Below are 23085 nucleotides of genomic sequence, written 5' to 3' on the forward strand. Positions count from 1 at the left end.
ATAAAGTATCATCATGTAAAATGTACTGGCTCAGACTTTATCTGACAGTTACCAGTTTTTCACGGTGTCTGTCAGATTAGATTTGAGTCAGATTCTTCTGCTCCCAAACCCGCTTTCCATCCAGCAAAGTATCCATTGGCGTTCTGCCATTGCACATCTTGTCTCTTGCCCTGATGAGTTCGGTCATTGTTGTAATAAACCAGCCATTCGTCCAGACTTGGCTTCCAGCGCCTTCAAACGCTTCTCAAAGTTCTCCAGATCGTGTCGTAGCCAGATACGAACACCGTGTTGTAGCTGATACCATGAGCATGGAGGATTTTAGTCAATTCGTTGCTGACTATCGACTGGGTGAGGACTTTGAAACAACACTTGAGCAGGAGCTGCTGCGCCACTTTGACGCTATGATTTCACCTTTCGATCCCGAAACCAAAGTCAGCCAGCATGACAATTTGATCTTATTTGAAACTAAAAGCCATCTGGCTTTATTTCAACGTAACGACGACCACTGGTTACTAACCAAGGCGGTATTGCCGTCGCAGAAATAGCACAGCAAGGTCGATTCATACTTATCTGCCAGTGCTGTCGTAACTCTTGGCAAAGATCAACAAATTGGCGCAATATCCGGACGATATTGCGCTATCGGCTTTTTTATTGCTGGTCAGATGATGGCAGCTGTTTAGCGTCAAACTGCTGCGTTTTCTCTGCCAGTAGTGCTGTTAACTGCTGCTCCAGCTTTTCTACTTTCTCGCGGGTGCGAAGCAATACCTGGCGCTGCACGTCAAATTCTTCGCGGCTGACAAAATCCAAATCGGCCAATTTATGCTGTAGCACCTGCTTTACTTTGGCTTCGACATCATCGGCAAACTGACGCACTTGTGGCGGAATGGCGTTGCCGATTTGTTTGGCGATATCTTCAATTTTTTTCGGGTCTATCATGCTGTTCTCCTGTGTCGCAGCAATAGCTTACGACGTTATGCAAAACCAATACGGTTATTCTACAGACCAAAAGCGCAATGGCGAATGCTATTTGCCGGCAAATTTCGTTACAATGCCTGCTTAAGTGTAAGGGTGAGTCAATGAAGTTAAATCCGCAACAAAATGCTGCTGTTAAATTTATCTCCGGGCCTTGCCTGGTGCTGGCCGGTGCCGGCAGCGGTAAAACCCGGGTGATTATCAACAAAATTGCCTATTTAATTCAGCAATGCGACATGCCGGCACGGCATATCGCGGCGGTTACTTTTACCAATAAAGCGGCGCGCGAAATGCGCGAGCGGATTAACCACGAACTGCCGAAAACCGCCACCCGTGGCCTGACTATCTCTACTTTTCATACCCTCGGGCTGGAGATCCTGAAAAAGGAATACCGCCATATTGGCTATAAAGCCAACTTTACCCTGTTTGATGATCAGGACAGCATGGCGCTGTTAAAAGAGCTGAGCGAAAACGATATTCAGGGCGATAAAGACTTACTGCGCGCACTGCAAAGCCGTATCAGCAGTTGGAAAAATGAATTAACGCTGCCGGCCAAAGCCATTAGCGAGGCGCAGGATGCGCAAAGCATCAGCTTTGCTAATTATTATCAGCATTACACGCAACAGCTTACCGCCTACAACGCACTGGATTTTGACGACCTTATTTTAATGCCTACTTTGCTGTTTCAGCACAACGCAGAGGTACGGCAAAAGTGGCAGCAGAAAATTCAGTACCTGCTGGTGGATGAGTATCAGGATACCAACACCAGCCAATACCAGTTGGTGAAATGGCTGGTGGGTGAGCGTCAGCGTTTTACCGTGGTGGGCGATGATGACCAGTCTATTTACTCCTGGCGCGGGGCAAGGCCGCAAAACCTGGCACTGTTAAAAACTGACTTTCCGTCATTAAATGTGATTAAGCTGGAGCAAAACTACCGCTCGGCCGAGCGCATTTTAAAGGCCGCCAATATATTAATTGCCAATAACCCGCACGAGTTCGATAAGCAGCTGTTCAGTGAAAACGGTTACGGTGTGCCGTTAAAAGTGTTGCCCTGTAAGCACGAAGAAGACGAAGCGGAAAAAGTGGTGGCCGAGATCATCTCGCACCGCTTTATTAACCGCAGCCAATACCGCGACTATGCCTTGTTGTACCGCGGTAACCATCAATCGCGCTTATTTGAAAAAGCGCTGATGACCAACCGCATACCCTACAAAATATCCGGCGGTACCTCGTTTTTTTCCCGCAGTGAAATTAAAGATGTGATGGCGTACTTGCGTTTGATAGTAAACCAGGACGACGATAACGCTTTGCTTCGGATTATTAACGTGCCGCGGCGTGAAATTGGTGCGGCAACCTTACAACAGGTGGGCAACCTGGCCAATGAAAAACACATCAGTTTGTTTGAGGCCTGCTGCGACAGCGAGCTGTCGATGCATTTATCCGCCCGCGCCCATAATGCGGTAAAACAGTTTGCCCAGTGGATAAGTAACATAGCCGATAACGTACAACGCGCCGACCCGGCTGAAGCGATACGCGATTTAATTCGCCAGAGCCATTATGAAGCCTGGTTATTTGAAACCAGCACCAGCCCGAAAGCCGCCGAAATGGCGCTGAAAAACGTTAACGAGCTGTATCGCTGGATCAGCGAAATGCTGCAAGGCAAAGATGACGACGAACCGATGACCTTGCCCGAAGTCGTCACCCGCTTAACACTGCGCGATATGATGGAACGCCAGGAGCAGGACGACAATGCCGATCAGGTGCAACTACTTACTCTGCACGCCTCCAAAGGGCTGGAATTCCCCTATGTATTTATGGTGGGCATGGAAGAGGGTATTTTGCCGCATCAGGTCAGCATAGATGAGGATAACGTTGAGGAAGAGCGCCGGCTGGCCTATGTCGGTATTACCCGTGCCCAACGCGAACTGATTTTTACCTATGCCAAAGAACGCCGCCAATTTGGCGAAGTGATACGGCCGGAGCCCAGCCGGTTTTTGTACGAATTGCCGCAGGATGATTTAGAATGGCAAAGCACAGTACCGGTGAAAACAGCCGAGCAGCGTCAGCAAACCGGCCAGGCGCATATAGACCGCTTACGCCAGCTGCTGAAAAACAACTGACGGTGTGTTGGCCAGCTCTTGTGCCGACAACAAGCCGGCAACATACTTACCCTGCATAAAACAACAGCCTTCTGCCAGCAGCAGGTTAAGTAAATCGGCGTTGTCCACACCGTCGGCCAGTAAACGGAATTTATAACTTAACGCCAGCGACTGCAGCATTTGCAGTAGTTGGCGTTTTTGTTCATTGCGCGGTAGCTGCCGGCAAAAAGCAGCGTCCAGTTTAACAAAGTCGAACAACTGCTGTAGTAGCAAGCCCACAGGCGCGGCATCAGCGGCAAAGTTATGCAATGCCAGCCGCACCCCGGTTTGCTTCAACTGCTGCAACGATGCCTGTGCAGTCGATGTCGTTTGTAACACTTCGCGCTCGGTAAACGCCAGGCACAAGCGATGTTTATGCTGCACTGTGGCTATTTGCCGCTTTAATACCTCAAACAGTTCAGCTTGCTGCACGTGCTGTATGCTCAGACGCACGGTTAACAAACCGGTGTCGTCGCTACTTATCGCTAACTGCCGGCAGGCCTGGTGTAGCATCAGCTGCTCAATTTGTGGCATTAAGCCGGCTTCAGTGGCGTATTTATTAAAATCGTACTGGGTACCCAGTTGCGGATGCTGCCATTGCGTATGCACCTCATAGCCCATCAGGCTACGGGCCTGGCCACACAACACCGGTTCATATACCGCGGTAAACTGTTGCTGCTCTAATGCCTGCTGCATTACCTGCTCCATCGTCAGGGCCTGCAACATTTGTTCGCGCATGGTTTCGTTAAAAATAACAAAGCGGTTGCGCCCCATCGATTTTGCCTGATACATAGCCGCATCAGCATCGCGCAATAAGGCTTCAGCTTTACTGTGATCACTGTCGAAATAAGCAATGCCGATGCTGGCACCGGAATGCACTTGCTGCCCCTGCAGTAAAAATGGCTGCCGTACCTTATCGATAATCCGCTCGGCCACGTCTTCAGCATCGGTGTCATGCAACAGGCTGGTCAGCAACACGACAAACTCGTCACCGCCAAGACGGGCAACTAAATCGTGCTCGCGCACCGTGCTTTGCAGACGTTTGCTAACTTCAATTAAAAACGCATCGCCAACATGATGGCCCAAACTGTCGTTAATCAGCTTAAAGCGGTCTAAGTCGATAAACAGTAACGCCATACTCAGCTGCGGCTGGCGTTTACTCAGGGCAAATTGTTGTTTTAGTTGTTGCAGAAACATTTGCCGGTTAGCCAACCCGGTCAGTGCGTCATGATTGGCTTCATAAAACAGTTTTTGCTCGGCCTTTTTACGCTCCTCTACCTGTAAGCGTAAAAACAGATTGGTTTGGCGCAGCTCGCGGGTGCTTTCGAATACCTTGCGCTCTAACTCTTCCTGATGCCGTTTTTGTTGCTCTGTGCCCAATTTACGTTGAATAGCCACCGCGATGTGCTGTGACACAAAACGTAAAATGTTCAGCTCGACCTCACCATAGCTGTAACTTTGCTCATAAGACTGCAGCGCGATAACACCAATAACCTGCTGGTCGATCAATAACGGCGCGCCAAGCCAACTGGTCGAATGCAGGGCCGGTCGCATGGGGTCAGCCATACCGCGTCTGATTTCGCCGGCTTCAACCAATTGTTGCGCACTGGCACTGTTAATTAAGCGCGCATCCGCACAGCGAATCACATATTCAGTAAAGCCACGGCTTATCGGACGCTCGCGCGCCGGCGGCGAATATTGATCAAGATAAAACGGGAAGGTTAGTTTGGTTCTGTCCTGATCCAGCAAGGCGATGTAACAGTTTTCTGCCGGCATCAGCTCCGACAACACCACATGCACCGCTTTATAAAAACTGTTCATATCACGGCTACTGGCCGTTAACTCTGAGATCCGGTACAACGCCGCCTGCAATTGCTCGGCATTCGTGCGCTCTTTAATTTCTTTTTGCAGCGACTGATTGATCTTTTGTAACTGCTGCGTACGCTGGCGCACTGTGTCTTCCAGCAGTTCGCGGCTTTTCACCCGGTCCAGAGCGCTGATAGTGTGGCCACCTATGCTGCTGAACAACGCAAGGTCACTGTCGGTATATAGCTGTTTGGCATTATACGACTGAATGGCCATTACACCGATAACCTGAGTACCGCGGCACAGCGGAATACCTAACCAGTGGTCGCTGGCTGAACCTTGTTGCTGAATATGGCCTTGCAAAACCAGTTGGCTGAATTGTTCACGATCACATAACAACGCTTGCCCGGTGCGCGCAACGTAGCCGGTTAACCCCGACGAGAATGCGCCGGATGGCACTTGTGCAATAAGTTGCTGGTCTTTTTCATCAGAAAAATACTGCGGCGAATAATGCTCACTGTCACTGTCGTAAAACACCACATAGAAATTTTCAGCGTGCAGCAGTTCAGATACCATTTTATGGATAGCCGGATAAAAGTCCCGCATATCACTAATAGTACTGGCTAATTCTGACAGCTTTAACAGAGCACCCTGGGTGATGTACGCCTGTTTATAACGTTTTGTCAGTAACGTTAAGCGGCGTATTTTATTTTCAGCCAGTTGCAAACGTTTGTTCAGTTGTGTTGCTTCCTTCAACCCTGACTCTTGTGATTTTTTGTCGACCATACCAGAACGACTTATTATTTAATTGCGCCCATTATGCACAAAATTTAACCACATGGAAGAGCCTACACGGCATTAGCAGCCTCTGTGCTTAGGCAAAATTATTTTATTCAGGTACAAAAAAGCCTAAGGCTGCAATAACGCAGCCTTAGGCGCGATAGAAATAATAAAACAGTTACACGCCGTCAGTCATAAATTTAATGGCAGCGGCAATTTCATCATCAGAGCAATCGGCACAAGTACCGCGGGCCGGCATATTGCGGATCCCCTCAATAGCATGCTTAAGCAGGGTATCGAAGCCCTGTTCCATCCGTGCTTTCCACGCCACATCACCCTTTTTTGGTGCATCCAGTGCGCCGGTGCCATGACAGGCAAAACAGGCTGTCTGATATACTTTTTCGCCACTGCGCGGGCCGGAAGCCGCTTCTGAAGCCACCACTGCACCAGCAACATACACCTGACCGACCGGAGCCAGACGTTTAGCTAACGCTTCCTTATCTGCTTCTGCACTGGCTTGAATGCCAAAAGTTGTTAACAGCAAGGCGAAAGCGATAGTTATTTTTTTCATCTTCTGGGTTCCTGTCGTAAAGTCCGCACAAAGTTTGCGCCATTATAGCCTCCAAGCTGCGGTAAGGGGAAGCCCTGTACTGCAGCCAGTGTTTCACCTCGGTAACAAGCATGGTTACTACATATACTTTTCGCTTAGGTTAGCGGTTTTTTTTAAAGCAAAATTATTTAACGGTTTCGCTTTGAATCTGGCGGCAATATGATAGTCTATTTGACCGGTGTGTTAGGGCAACCTGTGTGTTAACTACCGGCAGGAAAGCGCTACTAAACGTTTTCCACAAAACAAAAGTATAAGAATAATAATATGGGCACTGTAGTACACCCCTATTTTTTTAAACTAAAAACAATGACTTAAGTATTATAATAACCGGATCTTTGTTCGAGAAGCCGGCATTTCCGCTTTGGTTTTGCACAAAGTTATCCACAGGTTTGCCTAAACGCGCCGCTGCGCTGTTACTGGCAGCCAGCCTGGCTCTGTGGCATGCTATAGCTTTATTTCTGCAGGACAAACATTCATGGTTACCATCTGTGGCACGCCGCTGATCCTGGTCGACGGATCCTCCTATTTATTCCGCGCTTATCATTCGCCACCGCACTTAACTAACTCCCGCGGTGAAGCTACCGGCGCCATCTATGGTGTGGTTAACATGTTGAAAAGCTTGCTACGCCAATATCAGCCAACACAGATGGCAGTAGTGTTCGATGCTAAAGGGCCGACCTTTCGCAATGAAATGTACAGTGAATACAAAGCCCACCGCCCGCCAATGCCGGATGATCTGCGCAGCCAAATTGAACCGCTGCACCGCATTATTGAAGCCATGGGCCTGCCTTTGTTATGTGTTAGTGGTGTAGAAGCCGACGATGTGATTGGCACACTGTCACGCCAGGCCAGCCGTGAAGGCCGGCATACGCTGATTTCAACCGGCGACAAAGATATGGCTCAGTTGGTAGACGAGCATGTTACGTTGATCAATACCATGACCAACACCCTGCTTGACCCGCAAGGCGTAACAGAAAAATTTGGCGTTGGTCCGGAGCTGATTATCGATTATCTGGCACTGATGGGTGACAAAGTCGATAACATCCCGGGCTTACCCGGCGTAGGCGAGAAAACTGCCGCCGCATTATTGCAGGGTTTAGGTTCTATTGAGCAGATATATCAGCAATTGGACAAGGTGCCGGCACTGAGCTTTCGTGGTGCCAAAACCATGGTTGCCAAGCTGGAGGAGTTTCATGAGCAGTTAAAATTGTCCTATCAGTTGGCTACCATCAAAACCGATGTCGAGCTACCGTATCAATTGGCCGATCTGGCCATTAAAGCAGCGGACAATAGCCGGCTGGCAAAGCTGTACACCGAATGCGAATTCCGCCGCTGGTTAGCCGAAGTGTTGGATAACGAACCCGCTGCAGCCAGAGCAAAGCCACAAACCGCGCAAACGGATATGTTCGCCGGCACTGATGATACCGACAGTAACGTCGCCAACGCAGCCGCGGCAAATTACCTCACCGTACTGGACGAAGCAGCATTTAATGCCATGCTGCGGCAATTGCACAGCTGCGAACTGGTTGCCTTTGATACCGAAACCACCAGCCTGGACTATATGCAGGCAGAACTGGTGGGCTTGTCAGTAGCCACTGCCGCCGGCTGCGCCTGGTATGTACCGGTAGCACACGATTATGTCGGCGCGCCGGAACAATTGAAGCGCGATTGGGTACTGGCGCAACTAAAACCCTGGCTGGAAGATGACAGCAAAGCCAAAGTCGGACAGAACCTGAAATACGACCAAAGTGTGCTGGCGCGCTATGGCATAGCATTAAAAGGTGTGCGTTTTGACACCATGCTGGAGTCTTATGTGCTGAACTCAGTGGCATCGCGCCATGATATGGACAGCCTGGCGCTGAAATATCTGGGGCAGAAAACCATCAGCTTTGAAGATATTGCCGGCAAAGGCGCCAAACAACTGACCTTTAACCAGATAGAGCTGGAGAAAGCCGCGCAATACGCCGCCGAAGATGCCGATATCACGCTGCAGTTGCATCAGAAACTATGGCCGCAGCTGCAACAGCATAGCGGCCTGGTCAGCGTATTACGCGATATCGAAATGCCGCTGGTAGATATCCTGTCGCGCATCGAACGTTACGGCGTATTAATAGACAGTAGCTTGCTGGCAAAACAAAGCGAGCAATTAGCCAACCGTATTGCTGAGCTGGAGCAGCTCGCTTATGAGCAGGCCGGCAAGCCGTTTAATTTATCTTCGCCCAAGCAGTTGCAGGAAATTCTGTTTGAGCAAATGGGCCTGCCGGTACTGAAAAAAACGCCCACCGGCGCGCCGTCTACCGCTGAAGAAGTATTGGCAGAACTGGCATTAGAATATGAATTTCCCAAGCTGATCACAGAACACCGCGGTTTAAGCAAGCTTAAATCTACTTATACCGATAAGCTGCCGAAAATGCAGCATCCGCTAAGCGGCCGGGTGCATACCTCTTATCATCAGGCTGTCGCGGCTACCGGCCGTTTAAGTTCTACCGATCCTAACCTGCAGAATATCCCTATCCGTACCGAAGAAGGCCGTCGCATTCGCCGGGCTTTTATTGCACCGCCCGGCAAAAAAATTGTCGCCGTCGACTATTCACAAATTGAACTGCGTATTATGGCGCACTTGTCGCAAGATAAGGCCTTGCTGGATGCTTTTGCACAAGGTCGCGATATTCACCGTGCTACTGCAGCAGAAGTGTTCGGCGTTAAATTGGATGAGGTTACATCAGATCAACGCCGCAGCGCCAAAGCCGTGAACTTTGGTCTGATTTACGGTATGTCGGCATTTGGCCTGGCGAAACAACTGGGGGTTAGCCGCAACGAAGCGCAGCAATATGTCGACCGCTATTTTGAACGTTTCCCCGGCGTACTGGACTATATGGAACGCACCCGTAAACAAGCTCACGAGCAAGGCTATGTCGAAACCTTGTTTGGCCGGCGTTTGTATTTGCCGGAAATTAATGCGCAAAATATGATGCGCCGAAAAGGCGCAGAGCGTGCCGCCATTAACGCACCAATGCAAGGCACCGCAGCTGATATCATTAAGAAAGCGATGATAGTGGTAGACAACTGGCTGCAACAGCAGGCTAACCCGGCCGCCAACATGATTATGCAAGTACACGATGAACTGGTGTTTGAAGTTGATGCCGACAAAGTTGACGCGGTAAAACAACAACTGGTGGCGCTAATGGCCACCGCAGCTGAACTCGATGTTCCACTGTTGGCAGAAGCCGGTTCCGGCGATAACTGGGACGAAGCACATTAGCAGGGAACTTAATTCTGCCTACGCAGTCAGAGATTATAGTTAAGTTAATCTCTCTCCTGTCACACTTTCATGCCCCGTTATTTAGCGGGGCTTTTTTTATCTTAACGCATGCTAAAACAAGTAATTAAATTACCAAAAAAAGTAATAAGCACAAATAAAAAGCACTTTTTGTAGTTTTATTACAGAAAAAACTTGCATTTCTGCGCTGGCAGATTAAAATTTCAACTGTAGGGTACAGAGGTAAGATGTTCTATCTTTCAGGCCAGCGTTGTTGCGCTACCGCCAATGAAAGTAGGCTTATTTAGCCGCCCCATTGCTTGCAATGGGGCGTTTTTTTTGCCTGAAAAACCAGCAGAATCAACAAATTTATCGGTAACAACGGTGAAAGCTACTATGTTGCCCGGCAACACAGCGGAAGCGAAACTGAAAATTTCTTAGATTTTTTAGAGCAAATACTTCAAACATTAAAAATTTGCTGTATAATGGCGTTGTCTTAGCGATAAGACACCCTGTTGATTTGAAATTATAGCTTCTCCCCGTTTGCTATGGCCGACACCCAAGGGTGTCGGTTTTTTTATGTCTGCTATTCAGCAGCAGCGACGTTTTCTGCGCCGTACCACAAGTCCAATACCTGCTCTAACTCCGGCAAACCAAGCTTGTTTAGTGAGCTGAAAGCATGCACAGTAATGTCACCCATAAACGCCAGTGTCGCCTCACGTACTTCCAGCACCGTTTTCTTGCGGGCGCCGGAGGCCAGCTTGTCGGCTTTAGTCAGTAAGATCAGCACAGACAGTTTGCTGTCAATTGCCCATTGAATAAGATCCTGATCTAAATCTTTTAACGGATGGCGAATATCCATCAGTACCACCAACCCTTTCAAACTGGCGCGTTTTGTAAGATACTCCGCCAGCGACTTTTGCCACTTTTCTTTTACTGCCAGCGGTACTTTGGCAAAACCATAGCCGGGTAAATCGATCAGTCGGCGCTGCTCGTCCAAACTAAAAGTATTAATCAGCTGGGTACGGCCCGGTGTTTTACTGGTGCGGGCTAAACTATTTTGCCGCGTCAGCGTATTTAACGCACTGGACTTACCGGCATTAGACCGGCCGGCAAAGGCAACTTCAATGCCAGTATCTGCCGGTAATGCCCTGATATCAGGGGCACTGGTTAAAAATGTGGTGCGCTGATAATTAATTTTTGACTTGTACACTGCCTTCTCCGGCGAATAATTTGACGTCATTGTAGCGGATCTGAGAGATCGGCAGAAGCTTTTGCGCGCTGTATGGGATTTTACTTTGAGCAGTTTCGTGTAAAATAGGCATAAAAATTAGGGTTATTATACTTGGTTGCCAGTATGCTGGCGGTTTAATGCGGACAGAGACGGATAAAAAATGAAAAAAATTCTACTTCCACTGACGCTGTTACTCGGTCTAATCGGAACAGCCCAAGCGTTTGACGGCGATGCCGAAGCAGGTAAAGCGAAAGCTGCAGTATGTGCCGCCTGCCACAGTGCAGATGGTAACAGTGTAGTTGACATGTATCCCAAAATTGCCGGCCAACATGCACCTTACCTGTATAAGCAGCTGAGGAACTATAAACAAGGTATGGAAACAGGCGGCAAGCAAGGCCGTAACAACAGTATTATGTTTGGTATGGTGGCAGCCCTGTCAGATCAAGATATGAAAGATTTAGCCGCTTACTTTGCTTCACAAAAAATGAAAGCCGGTACTACGCCGGAAAATGTTATTGCCCGCGGCGAACAACTGTACCGTGGTGGTGATGCTGAACGTGGCATTGCAGCCTGCATTGCTTGTCATGGTCCGCGCGGTTCAGGCACCAGCCTGGGAGGTTTTCCGAAAATCTCTTTCCAGCATGCCAATTATCTGAAAACCACCTTGAAAGAATTCCGCAGCGGCCAACGCGCAAATGACCTGAATGGTATGATGCAGGATATCGCGAAAAAATTGACCGATGACGATATCGAAGTGTTGTCACAGTATCTGGGCGGGTTACATTAAGCCGGCTTATCACCGCGTTAATCGCAAAAAAGCCGGCGTTAATCGCCGGTTTTTTTATGCGCTGCAGCGTTATTTGTGAGATATATCTCACATTTTCTGTGAGAAAAGAGCGGGCATTACAAATTTATTGAACTTTCCCCATACCATGTATTCTCCATAAGTGGCTGAAAATAATCTATAAAAATGCTTAGCAAAACTAAGAAACGTTTTTTTTTTCACCAATGTCTTGCCATCTGAGCAGATAAGAGTAAATTGTTCAGCAGTTACACTTTGTAACGAATTAAAACAGGGACTAGCCGCAGGGAAGTAATAGTACCAGTACGCAAGTGCGCGGTGCCTTAGTTTTAGTCACATCAGGAAGATGTGCTGCGTGGTTTCACGCTCAGGGATGATTACGAAAGCATCAGGAAGATCGTAAAAAATAAAATCAGATAGCCAGGACGGCGCTATAACAAACGGAATAAGAACAGACAGGGCGTTGAAGCAACATCAGGAAGATGACAGCGAATGAGAGAAGTGTCCACTTGACACAAATATATCCGGGGCGATAAGACATCTTATCGCCCTTTTTCTTTTAGTTAGTTTAGCCTGTTATTATGCCCAATAACCATTGCCCGCTTTGCTATGCAAACAGTATTCTACCTTTCCATCAAGACACGCGCCGCCATTATCTCCAGTGCCAGCAATGTCAGCTGGTGTTTGCCGATCGCAGCAGCTTGCTGTCTGACACCGAAGAGTTGGCGCAATATCAGCTGCACGAAAATAATCTGGACGACCCGGGTTACCGCCGATTTTTAAACCGGCTGGCGCAGCCGTTGTTATCCAGTTTACCGGCGACAGGTTTGTCGGGACTGGATTTTGGCTGCGGTCCCGGGCCCCTACTGGCTAAGATGCTGCGCGAAGCCGGCCAACATATGGCTGTATGGGATCCTTATTTTGCGGCCGATACAACGGTACTGCAACAACGCTACGACTTTATCAGCTGCAGTGAAGCTATAGAGCATTTTGTTAACCCGGCACACGAATGGGCACAGTGGCTAAAACTACTGAAACCAGGTGGCATTCTGGCGATTATGACCAAGCGTTATACCACTGCAGCTGCGTTTGCCGGTTGGCACTATAAATTGGACCCGACCCATGTCAGTTTTTTTTCAGTAAACACCTTTGCTTATTTGGCAGAGCGTGATGGTTTTACTCTGAATATTGCCGATAAAGATGTGGTAATACTGCAGCGCCGAAAGCATTAGTGTTTCGGCGTAAAACTGGTTAAAATGTGCGCCCTTTTTTACAGGTAACAAACATGACTCGTCAGAAAAAAACCCGCTCCGCCGGCCCGAATGGTTTACGCCATTTGTCAGCGGAAGATGCCCGCAAAACCCGCGAGCCCAAAGAGGAAACCAAGAAAAAGGGATCCGGCCTGAAGTCAGGTAACCGCAATAATGTAGTGGCAATAAAAACTGAGGCCGTAAAAGAGTCCGGTAAGAAAGACAAACGTATTGGCAGCAAAACGCCGGTTTCGTTAACGCCGCAGGCTGAAAAACCACAACAGCCGCCGGTATTACTGCAGCCCAAAGCCAGTTTGGCTAAGGCCAAAGCCGCTGAGTTAACGCCGCAGCAGGAACTGGCACTGATAGAAAACGACAGCTATCTGCAACAATTACTGGAGCGGGTAGAGCAAAACGAGGTCCTGACCGGTAAAGATGCCAAGTATTTTAATGCCAAAACCGCAAGGCTGGAGCAACTAATGGATATGCTGGGGCTGGGCGTTGACACGGACGATGCTGAGATTGATCCGCTGGCGGCATTTGAGAGTAAAGACTGGCGTAAAGATTTATTAGGTGACGAGGACTAACATTGAACAGCACAACTGTAATGTTACTGGTGGTGGCCGTAATTGTGGTAGCAGCATTGGCATTTTATGCCGGTAGCTTATTATGGCAACTGCAGCAGCAAACTAAGTTGCAGCAACAGCAAAAAGCCGACAAAGAACAGTACTTACGCGACAGTATAGTACTGATTTGCAAGGCCATGCTGGAGCAACAATGTGAACTGTCGGAAGGAGCACTGCGGTTGTGGGTGTTGCTGGATCATCTGGTACCGGAGCATAAACCTGACCCGGTGCAAAGCTATCCCGGCCTGCACCAGATGTATCAGGTAGTTAAGGATATGCCGACACATAAAGCACGCAAACAGCAGGATAAAACGCTGACACAGCAACAAGACAATGTCAGGTTACAGGCAGAGCAAGACTTAAAAGACTTTATTCTTGCCGATGCAGCTGCTTTGTTAGCTCGCTTCCGGCCGGCATAACCGGCCGTTATAACGCCTTACTGCCGGTATATCTGGCCGGCTTTCATAACAAATCTCACCTCACCCATCCGGTTGATATCCTGCAGCGGATCGCCGGCTACTGCGATAATGTCGGCAATCTTACCCACTTTAATACTGCCCAGCTCGTTTTGGATGCCTAACAGCTTTGCCCCTTCAATGGTGGCGCTATGGATGGCCTCAAGTGCCGGCATACCGGCTTCTGTCATATAGACAAATTCACGCCAATTGTTGCCATGTTCAAATACGCCTGCATCGGTGCCAAAAGCTATTTTAACCCCTGCTTTATAAGCTTCAGCAAAAGTTTGCTGAATTCTGCCGCCGATAGTGGCCGCTTTTGGCCGCACCAACTCAGGGAAAAAACCGGCAATGGCTGATTTTTCCTCTGCCCATTTGCCGGCGCTGATGGTTGGCACAAAATAGGTGCCTTGCTTACGCATCATCGCCATGGTGGTTTTATCCATATAGGTGCCATGCTCAATCGAATCAACGCCGGCTTTTATTGCCCGTTCCATGCCTTCTTTACCATGCGCATGTACCGCTACTTTCATGCCGTAATCTTTAGCTGTGCTGACAATAGCGGCCAGCTCTTCATCGGTAAATTGTGGGTTGCTGCCACTTTTCGCCACGCTGAGCACACCGCCGGTTGCGGTAATTTTTATCAGGTCTGAACCTTCTTTATAACGTTGGCGTACCGCTTTGCGTGCATCGTCAGCACCGTTAATGACCCCTTCTTTCGGCCCCGGGTCCGCCATTAACGCAAACGCTATACCGTTAGTCGGGTCGGCATGACCGCCGGTGGTGGCAATAGATTTGCCGGCAGCAAAAATACGCGGGCCTTTGACATACCCTTTGGCAATGGCTTTTTTCAGCGCCGTGCTGATCTGGTGGTTGTCACCGAGCTCACGTACTGTGGTAAAACCGGCTAACAGCGTTTTCTCCGCAAAGGTGGCGCCGCGCAAGGCATAATCGGCCTCATTCATGGTAAAGCCTTCGCTATACACTGTCGGGCTGAACTGGGTATAAAAATGTGTATGCATATCCATCAGACCAGGCATCACAGTATGGCTGCTCAAATCAATCAGGGTATCAGTTGCGGTTGCCGGGCGGAAGCCGGCTTCCACTGCGGTAATTTTATCTTGTTCTATTACAATGGTTTGATTAGTCAGAACTTTGTTATCTTCTGCGGTAATCAACTTACCGGCGTGGATCAGGGTAGCAGCATGACCGGGTAAACCGGCCAGCAAGGAGCCAAGCAACAGCGCAACGGGCGTTTTTTTCATTTTATTTAAGCCTTTTGACATTGTGGGTAGTTAAACAGTGATAACAGAGCTGTGGTATACAACAAGCTGCTTGAGACAAAGTGCCGGTTTTTACCGACCATTCTTTGGTGCCGCCTGCTGGTTGCTACACTATGGCGAAGCTAAACGGATAACCGGCACTTTTCAGCTGATAGTGCTCCCGGCCATCGCACCATATAGCATTGGTTTGCTCAGCCAACTGATAATAGACATTCCGGCTTAGTTTCGCCTGTAAACCACGCCAAAGCTGTAAATAAGGCAACAACTGCTGCTGTGGATCTTGCTGCAGTAACAACGGGTAAGCAGGACTGACAACCAATTGTTGCTGTAAATTAGTACTAAGCACCAGGGCCTGGCCGGTATCGGTTGGCTGCCAGTGCCAGTCGGTAATTAACAGCGGCGCATCAGCCACGCTAATGCGCACCTTTTCTACCGGCGTTTGCAGAAAATACTCCTGCTGCTGTCGCACCAGTACAGAGGCGAATAACTTTACCAATGCCGGCCGTTGGATCAGGCTGTCTTGATAAAACCAACGGCCTTCGGCGTCGATATGAATGGCGATGTCACCACAAAATTCCGGTTGCCAGCTCTCTACCGGCGGCATATCTGCTTGCTGCAATTGTTGCTGTAACGAAGCTAAATTAATCATGCAGGGGGTTCAAAGCTAAGATAAATGCTAACAGTTTAGCAAAAGTGAGTGCTGTAGTGGTATGCCATGTTGGCCGGCGGAATTAAAGTGGGGTGACTGATGGGGCTCGAACCCACGACAACCGGAATCACAATCCGGGGCTCTACCAACTGAGCTACAATCACCACAGAGAGGCGTATATTTTAGCGTTTTTTTCCGCTGCTACCAAGCTTTTTCCGGCATCAGAAGTTAACAATTTGTGCCATGCTCCGCGCCTGGCCAGCTGTTTTCTATGCTATTATTTGCGCTGTTTGCCAGATCCAGACCAAAAAAAGGACGACACTATGGAAGAAATTACTAAGTTATTTCAGGAAAACCACGAGGTACTCCTCGGTTACCTGCTGCAAATCGTCGCTGCCATCGTTATTTTTTATATTGGTCGCTTTATCGCCAAAGGCGTGCGGCGCTTTCTCGATAAGTCGCTGTTATCACGCGGCGTAGATAAGGCCGTGGTGTCTTTTGTTACAAGTATTGTGTATGTGGTTATTCTGATTGCGACTGCCTTAATGGCGTTGTCGCAAATTGGTGTGCAAACCACCTCGTTTATTGCCATCCTCGGTGCCGCTGGTTTGGCAATAGGTTTGGCATTACAGGGCTCTTTAGCCAATTTTGCCTCCGGTATTTTAATTATTCTGTTCCGGCCGTTTAAATCCGGCGATTTTATTGATGCCGGTGGTATTACCGGTACTGTGGATAAAATTGAAATATTCCAAACCATTATGAAAACACCGGATAACAAGCTGGTGATAGTACCCAATGCTCAGGTTACCGGCAGCGCTATTACCAATTATTCCGCTGAACCCATCCGTCGCGTTGATTTGTTAATCGGTATCAGTTACGACGCCGACTTGCGTAAAGCGAAACAAATTCTTACTGATATTATTAAACAGGATGCCCGGGTATTGGCCGATCCTGCACCGGTTATCGCAGTAGCTGCCCTGGCAGATTCATCGGTAAACATCCATGTCCGGCCCTGGGTTAACTCTGCGGACTACTGGGGTGTGTACTGGGACACGCTGGAAAAAGTAAAACTGACTTTTGATGAACAGGGTATCGGCATTCCGTTTCCGCAAATGGATGTGCATATTAAGCAAGACAAGCAGGAGTAAACATGAAGTATTCTTTTTTGGCGGCTGCTCTGGCCGTCAGCGCCTTTAATGTCATGGCAGATGATAACAGTGACAAAGTATGGACCACCTCAGCCGAGCTGGGTGCCATTACCACATCAGGTAACACAGTGGGTACCTCTGTCACCGGTAAAATAGATGCCAAACAAGAGCTGCAGCAATGGAGCAACCAGTATGTTTTCAGCGCATTTTTTAAAGAAGATGAAAACGACGACGGCGTGACCGAACGGTCGGCAGAACGTTATCTGATTTCAGCCAAAGCGGCTTATAAACTGGATAATGAGTTTGATAAGTTATTTGTGTTTGGTTCTTACACCGATGACAAATTCGGCGCTTACCTCAAGTACACCACCTTAGCTGTAGGTTATGGCACCCGGCTGTATAACGTCGAAGATAAGTCGCTGGATGTCGAAATTGGTCCGGGTTATTTCAATGGCGAACGTTCCACCGGTGAAACAGAAAACGGTATGATCGTACGTGGTGCAGCAGCGTTTAACTGGACAATCAGCGAGTCAGCCAGTTTTGCCCAGACATTAAGCGTTGAGTACGGTGAAGACAACACCCGTACTATTGCCGAGACTTCATTGCTGGCCAAAATTAACGGTTCGTTGCAAATGAAAGCGGCCTTTTTGGTGCAGAACGACTCTGATGTACCGGTCGATAAAAAGAAAACCGATACACAAACGTCTCTTACCTTGGTGTACTCATTCTGATGAATACGGGCCCGCTTTATGCGGGCCCTTTACTATCAACAGTTTGATCTACCGTCATTTTGTATCACCGCCGAATAATTGCGCTATGCTTGCTGTAACAGATAAATTATCAGTTCCCAAGCAGGTGTAATGATCGTAAATAAGCAACAGCATAAACCATCCGTACTACACCGGCCCTGGTTTGGCGCTGCCATGTACCTTGTATTTGGTCTGCTGTGGATCAGCGGCAGTGACAGGTTATTAGCAGTGCTGATAAGCGACGCCGCCACACTGACACAATATCAGAGCTACAAGGGCTATTTTTATGTCAGCCTGACGGCTGCAATCGCGTGGTTTTTACTCAATCAAAAACAACTTTACGCCAAGTCACTGCGTGTTTCTGAACGGGCATTAAGTGATACCTTTGACTACGCCGCTGCCGGCATTGCCCATGTCTCATTACAAGGTGCTCTGTTACACGTAAATCGGGCTTTTTGTCAGATGTTAGGTTACAGCTACGCTGAGCTGACAAAACTGACTTTTCAGCAGCTAACGCACCCACTCGATTTAGAAAAAGATCTTGAATCATTACAGCGTGTTATTAACGGCGAGACTGAAGAGTATACATTGGAAAAACGTTATCTGCGCAAAGACGGAAGTACACTGTGGACCAGATTATCGGTGGCTATTGTCCGCACTAACGAAACTGCCTATTTCATTTCCGTGATCCATGATATCAGCGAGCAACGCGCCACACGGCAAAAACTGGCAGAAAGCGAATTGCGCTTTCGCACCCTGCTGGACAACACGCCGCAAATCGCTATCCAGGGCTACAATGCCGACGGCACAACCATATTTTGGAACAAAGCCAGCGAGCTCATTTATGGCTACAGTAAAGCAGAAGCGCTTGGCAGTAATCTGCTTGATCTGATTATTCCCCCGGCGATGCATAAAGCTGTGGGTACCGCCATGGCGCAAATGGCGGCTACGGGTGTCGCTATCCCCTCCGAAGAGCTGCTGTTGCAGCGCAAAGACGGCAGTATGGTTGCAGTTTTTTCCGGCCATGCGGTAGTGCAGCTGGCAGACGGTGAACCACAAATATACTGTATTGATGTTGATTTAACCGCGGGCAAGCAACAAACTAACTGACAATCCGGATTTGGCTGTACCCCAGGCCCTGCTGCTTTTCTACTTTAATTTGCAGCGGGATCCGCTCTTTTAACGCTTCTACGTGACTGATAATGCCAATCATCTTGCCGTTGGCGTGCAGGTTATCCAATGCATTAAGTGCACTGTCGAGCGTATCCGCATCCAGGGTGCCAAAACCTTCATCCAAAAACAGCGAATCTATACGGGTTTTGTTGCTGACTAAATCTGACAGCGCCAGAGCTAAGGCCAAACTGACCAAAAAACTCTCTCCGCCGGACAAGGTCTTGGTATCACGCAGGCTGTCCGCTTGCCAGGTATCCAGCACCACTAATTCCAGTTCAGTCTCACTATGCCGCGCCAGCTGATAGCGGTTGTGTAGCAGCGCCAGCTGACGATTCGCCAACACAATAAGTTGTTGCAGAGTCAGCCCCTGGGCAAAGCGGCGGTATTTGGCGCCATCGGCCGAGCCAATCAGGCTGTTTAACCGCTGCCAGTGCTCATATTGCTGTTGTTGAGCGGCAATCAGCTGCAACAGCTGTTGCTGTGTATCACGCCGTTCAGCATTACTGCTGAGTTGCTGCTGCAGCCGGCCCTGCTGCTCTGTCAGCCGCTGCACATCCTGCTCCTGCTGTTGCAATGTATCACTCAGCTCTGCTGCCGTCAGCGGCGTTTGCTGCTGTTGCGCCAACAGGTCGCGTCGTTGCTGCCAATCTGTCAGCAGTCGCCGGGCTGCCACCTCAGCTTGCTGCAGGCGTTGCTGCAGCTGTTGTAAGCTGCTTAGCTGTACATCAGTTAACAGGGCCGCTTTAAAATCCGCTTCGCTGGCAAAACTGCTGCCGGCCAACGCTTGCTGCCATTGTTGCTCTGCCTGGTGTAGTTGCGCCGCAAGTTGCTGTTGCTGACGCGCCAACACCTGCTGTTGCCCCTGCCATTGCTGCACTTGTTGTTGTAATTGCTGTAAGCCGGCCGTCAGCTCTGCCGGCGTTATAGCCGCAGCGGGCACTGCAGGTTCCGGTTGTTGCATCGCCTGCCACTGCTGCTGCCAATCGCTGTATTGGCTGTTCAGCTCTGCTTGTTGTTCGTCTAAGCGCTGGCTTTGCTGGTGCGCCAGTTGCAAACGGTGTTGCAGTGCAGCCTGCTGCCGCTCTGTGTCCTGCACTTGTTGTTTTACCTGCAGCAACTGCTGTTGTGCCAGTTCCAACTGATGAAGTTTCTGCCCGGCGTTATCGAGCTCTGTCAGCAGAATCTGTAACGACTCTGCAATGCTGTCTGCTGTGCTACCGGGCGCTGCGCGTTCAATATCGGTATGCAGTGCGGTCAAATCCGCACTAAGCTGCGTTATTTGCTGCTGCAACTGCTGTATCTCTGCCTGCAACGCGGCGTCTGTTTTATTTAACTGATCGCCGCGCAACCGTGTTTGCTCCAGCTCTGCCTCCCGTGCCTGTAACTCCTGTTCAGTCGTGCTGCTACTAAGCTGTTGATAAGCACTCACTGCCGGGTGTTCAGTGGCGCCGCACAGCGGGCAGGGTTGCTCTGGCTGCAAGCGGTCACGATGCGCAGACAACTGCATTATCAGTTGTTGCTGCTGCAGTAACTGCTTTTTGTCGCGGATCTGCTCTTGTAATACCTGATACTGCCGGCGCAATGCCGCCAGCTCTGTCTGCACCGGCTGTAGTGCCTGCTGTGCGCTACTGAGCTGCTGTTTTAACACCTCACATTGTTGCTGCCATTTGTGCTGTTGCTGCAACTGCTGTTGCACCTGCTGCAAACGGTATTGCTGCTCACGACGTTGTTGCTGTTGCTGGCGCAATTGCTCAAAGGCTACACCATCTAACTGCGTCGCCAGTTGTTGCGCCGTGGCGCTAAGCTCGCTCTGTTGTGCTGTTAACACTGTCTGTTGCTGCACATCTTGTTGCTGCTGAGTGTGTAACTGCTGCATCTGCTGCCGGTTGGCCTGCTGCAGCCGTTGCAAAGACTGCGTGCCCTGCCACAGCATATCAGCCTGCCGCTTGATTGCCTGTGACAGCTGCGTTGTCAGGCTTTGCTGTTCCTGCCGGCACTGCTGCTCTTGCTGTTGCAATGCTTGCATGGCGCTGTGCAGCGGGGCCAGCTTACTGGCAGGCTGATAAGCGCTCAGCCTGGCCAACTGTGGCTGGTGGGCGGCTGTATCGGCCAGCGCCTGCTGTAATTCCTGCTCTGCGCGCTGTAGCTCTTGCTCTGCACTACTCAGATATTCGCGCCACTGCAGCAACTTGCGCTGCTCTGTCACAGCCTGCTGCTGTTGCATCAGTGCAGTTTTTAAACCTGCCAGCTCTGCGGCTAACGTTTGTTGCTGTTCCTCGCTAAGCAACTCTACTGCACCAGCTCTGGCTTGCAGCAATTCCAACTGGCCTTTTTGCTCACGGCAATCAACAAACACCTGTGCTGAAATACGGCCATAGATGTCAGTGCCGGTAAGCTCTTCCAGCAATTCTGCACGCTCGTTGGCATCGGCATTTAAAAACGCAGCAAAACCACCCTGCGCCAGCAGCATTGATTTGGTAAAACGGCCAAAATCCAATCCGGTAATCTCAGTAACCAGCCGCAGCTTGTCGCTGGTTTTCTCTGCCAAAATAGTGCCGTCCAGCCTGGCCAGTTCGGTTTTTGCCGCCTGCAGGTTGCCGTCACTCTGCCCTCTGGCACGGCGCTGGCTCCAAAATGCACGGTAACCGACACCAGCTACTTCAAATTCGACTTCCGCCAAACATTCACTGGTATGCCGTGTCATCAGTTCATTACTGGTGGGTGAGGTTTTTAAACGCGGGGTTTGGTGATACAACGCCAGGCAAATAGCATCAAGAATGGTGGTTTTGCCGGCACCGGTCGGCCCGGTAATAGCAAATATATTACTTTGACTAAACGGCGCCTGACGAAAATCAATCTGCCACTCGCCGCGCAGTGAGTTCAGGTTTTGCAGCCGTACCGACAAAATTTTCATTGCGCCTCCTGCACCTTTTCCAGCACCTGCTGATGCAGGCCGGTTAACTGCTGCTGTTGTTCCGCACTCAGCGATTCCGTCTCCAGCCGCGCCTGCCACACTTCAGTGGCGGATAACTCGGCCAGGCTTTGTTGTGCAGCTACCGTTAAACCGGCCGCCTGGCTACTGCGTTGCCGGCGCAGCCGCAGCAGTTCTACCGGCAAGTCTTGTAGTAACTGCTCTACCCTTTGTTGTAAGTCAGAAAGATAGGCATCGGTTTCGCTGATCACTAACTCTAACCACAAGCGTTCACCCGCTGCTAACTCAGCAACCGCCTGCTGTACCTTTGCCGTTAGACCGGCCAGGTCGGTTTTAATACTGCGCAGCGGCTGAAAACACGGAATAGCCAGACTGGTCACACTTTTATTACCCGCGCTGAACTGCAGTAACCAGGCCTGCTTTTGTTGGCCTGCTTCATCGAAACTCAGCGCTATAGGTGAGCCGCTGTAGCGAATGTCCGTGCCGGCTTTTAATTGCTGACTTTGATGGATATGCCCCAGCGCGATATAGTCTGCAGCGGGAAACGCATCTGCCGGAAAGGCCTCAAGGGTACCAATATAAATATCACGTACCGACTCAGACCGGCTCACGCCCAGTGTGGTAAGGTGGCCGGTCATAATAATCGGCAGTTGTTGTTGATGCTGTGCATTATATTGCTGCGCCAGCGCATACAATTGCTGATAATGTTCTGCTATCGCTTGTTGCAGGCTGCGTTGCTTATCAGCAGCACTTTGTCCGCCCTGGCTTTGCAGTAGATCCCGCGCGCGTAAAAACGGTACTGCGCACAACAGCGCCGCCGGTTGTTGTTGTCTGTCTTTTAGCAACACCAGTTGCTCTGCCAGTTCAGCGCTGCCGCCGGCAAATACCTGCGTATTAAGGTACTGCAACAGGTTTTTGCTTTCGTTCAGTACCGCCGCAGCATCATGGTTACCGGCTAAGATCACTAACTGACAGCGACTGCGTTGCAAGGCGCCGATAAAGCGGTTGTACAGCTCCCGCGCATAGCTGGGCGGGGTGGCGGTGTCAAAAATATCGCCGGCAACAATAATGGCGTCAATTTGCAGCTCATCTACCTGTGTGATCAACCAGTGCAAAAATGCCTGATGCTCAGCAGCACGGCTACGGCCGATAAAGTGCTGGCCCAAATGCCAGTCTGAAGTGTGCAAAATGCGCATAATAAAAACACCACTGCAATCAG

The 23085-nt window shown here is 49.6% G+C and carries 18 protein-coding genes, 1 tRNA gene and 1 pseudogene; 10 read left to right on the forward strand and 10 right to left on the reverse strand.

From position 1 onward, the window contains the following. Positions 1–76: 76 nt before the first annotated feature. Positions 77–215, reverse strand: a pseudogene (locus HRH59_RS16575) (IS481 family transposase); the annotation flags it as partial. Positions 216–302: 87 nt separating this feature from the next. Between HRH59_RS16575 and HRH59_RS16580 the strand changes: the two are divergent. Continuing rightward, positions 303–545, forward strand: coding sequence for a hypothetical protein (locus tag HRH59_RS16580; RefSeq protein WP_173502386.1), 243 nt, complete (start codon positions 303–305; stop codon positions 543–545). A gap of 103 nt (positions 546–648) precedes the next feature. Here the strand turns inward: HRH59_RS16580 and ubiK are convergent, their stop codons facing one another. Further along, on the reverse strand, positions 649–936 hold the full coding sequence (gene ubiK / locus HRH59_RS16585) for a ubiquinone biosynthesis accessory factor UbiK (protein ID WP_173502397.1): 288 nt from the start codon (positions 934–936) through the stop codon (positions 649–651). A gap of 140 nt (positions 937–1076) precedes the next feature. Here ubiK and rep point away from each other — a divergent pair, with 140 nt between their 5' ends. Further along, complete coding sequence (gene rep, locus HRH59_RS16590) at positions 1077–3092, forward strand: DNA helicase Rep (protein WP_173502398.1); 2016 nt, start codon at positions 1077–1079, stop codon at positions 3090–3092. Here rep and HRH59_RS16595 read toward each other — a convergent pair. Together HRH59_RS16595 and HRH59_RS16600 are read right to left on the reverse strand one after the other, a co-directional pair. Next, positions 3066–5672 carry a sensor domain-containing phosphodiesterase gene (locus tag HRH59_RS16595; protein ID WP_218573549.1) on the reverse strand — a complete coding sequence of 869 codons (2607 nt, stop codon included), beginning with the start codon at positions 5670–5672 and terminating at the stop codon, positions 3066–3068. The genes rep and HRH59_RS16595 overlap by 27 nt on opposite strands. Positions 5673–5874: 202 nt before the next feature. Then, positions 5875–6267 (reverse strand): c-type cytochrome, encoded by a 393-nt coding sequence (locus tag HRH59_RS16600; protein WP_173502400.1) that lies wholly within the window; start codon positions 6265–6267, stop codon positions 5875–5877. A 514-nt stretch (positions 6268–6781) separates the two neighbouring features. On the opposite strand from HRH59_RS16600, the gene polA reads away from it, so the two are divergent. Continuing rightward, the gene (gene polA, locus HRH59_RS16605) at positions 6782–9568 is read left to right on the forward strand and encodes a DNA polymerase I (protein ID WP_173502401.1); all 2787 of its coding nucleotides are present in this window, start codon (positions 6782–6784) and stop codon (positions 9566–9568) included. 583 nt (positions 9569–10151) lie between these two features. Here polA and yihA read toward each other — a convergent pair. Next, a complete protein-coding gene (gene yihA, locus HRH59_RS16610; protein ID WP_331460195.1) occupies positions 10152–10778 on the reverse strand; it encodes a ribosome biogenesis GTP-binding protein YihA/YsxC in 627 nt (208 codons plus the stop codon). A gap of 181 nt (positions 10779–10959) precedes the next feature. Between yihA and HRH59_RS16615 the strand changes: the two genes are divergently transcribed. The 4 genes from HRH59_RS16615 to HRH59_RS16630 all read left to right on the forward strand — a co-directional run bounded on the left by HRH59_RS16615 (position 10960) and on the right by HRH59_RS16630 (position 13896). Beyond that, positions 10960–11586 carry a c-type cytochrome gene (locus HRH59_RS16615; protein WP_173502403.1) on the forward strand — a complete coding sequence of 209 codons (627 nt, stop codon included), beginning with the start codon at positions 10960–10962 and terminating at the stop codon, positions 11584–11586. A gap of 695 nt (positions 11587–12281) precedes the next feature. Next, entirely contained in the window at positions 12282–12833 is a 552-nt protein-coding gene (locus HRH59_RS16620) for a class I SAM-dependent methyltransferase (protein WP_331460196.1), read from the forward strand. Positions 12834–12886: 53 nt separating this feature from the next. Continuing rightward, complete coding sequence (gene yihI / locus HRH59_RS16625; protein WP_173502405.1) at positions 12887–13438, forward strand: Der GTPase-activating protein YihI; 552 nt, start codon at positions 12887–12889, stop codon at positions 13436–13438. Positions 13439–13440: 2 nt separating this feature from the next. After that, entirely contained in the window at positions 13441–13896 is a 456-nt protein-coding gene (locus HRH59_RS16630; protein WP_231702543.1) for a DUF2489 domain-containing protein, read from the forward strand. A 17-nt stretch (positions 13897–13913) separates the two neighbouring features. Here HRH59_RS16630 and HRH59_RS16635 read toward each other — a convergent pair whose 3' ends face one another. The 3 genes from HRH59_RS16635 to HRH59_RS16645 form a co-directional block, all read right to left on the reverse strand. After that, positions 13914–15197: a metal-dependent hydrolase family protein gene (locus HRH59_RS16635; protein WP_173502406.1), complete on the reverse strand. Its 1284-nt coding sequence runs from the start codon at positions 15195–15197 to the stop codon at positions 13914–13916. A gap of 124 nt (positions 15198–15321) precedes the next feature. Next, the gene (locus HRH59_RS16640) at positions 15322–15864 is read right to left on the reverse strand and encodes a DUF1285 domain-containing protein (RefSeq protein WP_178089602.1); all 543 of its coding nucleotides are present in this window, start codon (positions 15862–15864) and stop codon (positions 15322–15324) included. A gap of 88 nt (positions 15865–15952) precedes the next feature. After that, positions 15953–16028, reverse strand: a tRNA-His gene (locus HRH59_RS16645). 159 nt (positions 16029–16187) lie between these two features. On the opposite strand from HRH59_RS16645, the gene HRH59_RS16650 reads away from it, so the two are divergent. The 3 genes from HRH59_RS16650 to HRH59_RS16660 all read left to right on the forward strand — a co-directional run bounded on the left by HRH59_RS16650 (position 16188) and on the right by HRH59_RS16660 (position 18871). After that, on the forward strand, positions 16188–17012 hold the full coding sequence (locus HRH59_RS16650; protein ID WP_173502407.1) for a mechanosensitive ion channel family protein: 825 nt from the start codon (positions 16188–16190) through the stop codon (positions 17010–17012). Between the two features lie 2 nt (positions 17013–17014). Next, complete coding sequence (locus HRH59_RS16655; RefSeq protein ID WP_173502408.1) at positions 17015–17743, forward strand: DUF481 domain-containing protein; 729 nt, start codon at positions 17015–17017, stop codon at positions 17741–17743. A gap of 129 nt (positions 17744–17872) precedes the next feature. Beyond that, complete coding sequence (locus HRH59_RS16660; RefSeq protein WP_173502409.1) at positions 17873–18871, forward strand: PAS domain-containing protein; 999 nt, start codon at positions 17873–17875, stop codon at positions 18869–18871. Here the strand turns inward: HRH59_RS16660 and sbcC are convergent. Both sbcC and sbcD read right to left on the reverse strand, forming a co-directional pair. Further along, positions 18864–21848, reverse strand: a complete 2985-nt coding sequence (sbcC, locus tag HRH59_RS16665; protein ID WP_173502410.1) for an exonuclease subunit SbcC — start codon at positions 21846–21848, stop codon at positions 18864–18866. The genes HRH59_RS16660 and sbcC overlap by 8 nt on opposite strands. Further along, complete coding sequence (gene sbcD, locus HRH59_RS16670; protein ID WP_173502411.1) at positions 21845–23062, reverse strand: exonuclease subunit SbcD; 1218 nt, start codon at positions 23060–23062, stop codon at positions 21845–21847. Before sbcD ends, sbcC begins: the two co-directional genes overlap by 4 nt. Between the last annotated feature and the right edge of the window lie 23 nt (positions 23063–23085).

Source organism: Rheinheimera lutimaris, assembly GCF_013283795.1.
Taxonomy (GTDB): domain Bacteria; phylum Pseudomonadota; class Gammaproteobacteria; order Enterobacterales; family Alteromonadaceae; genus Alishewanella; species Alishewanella lutimaris.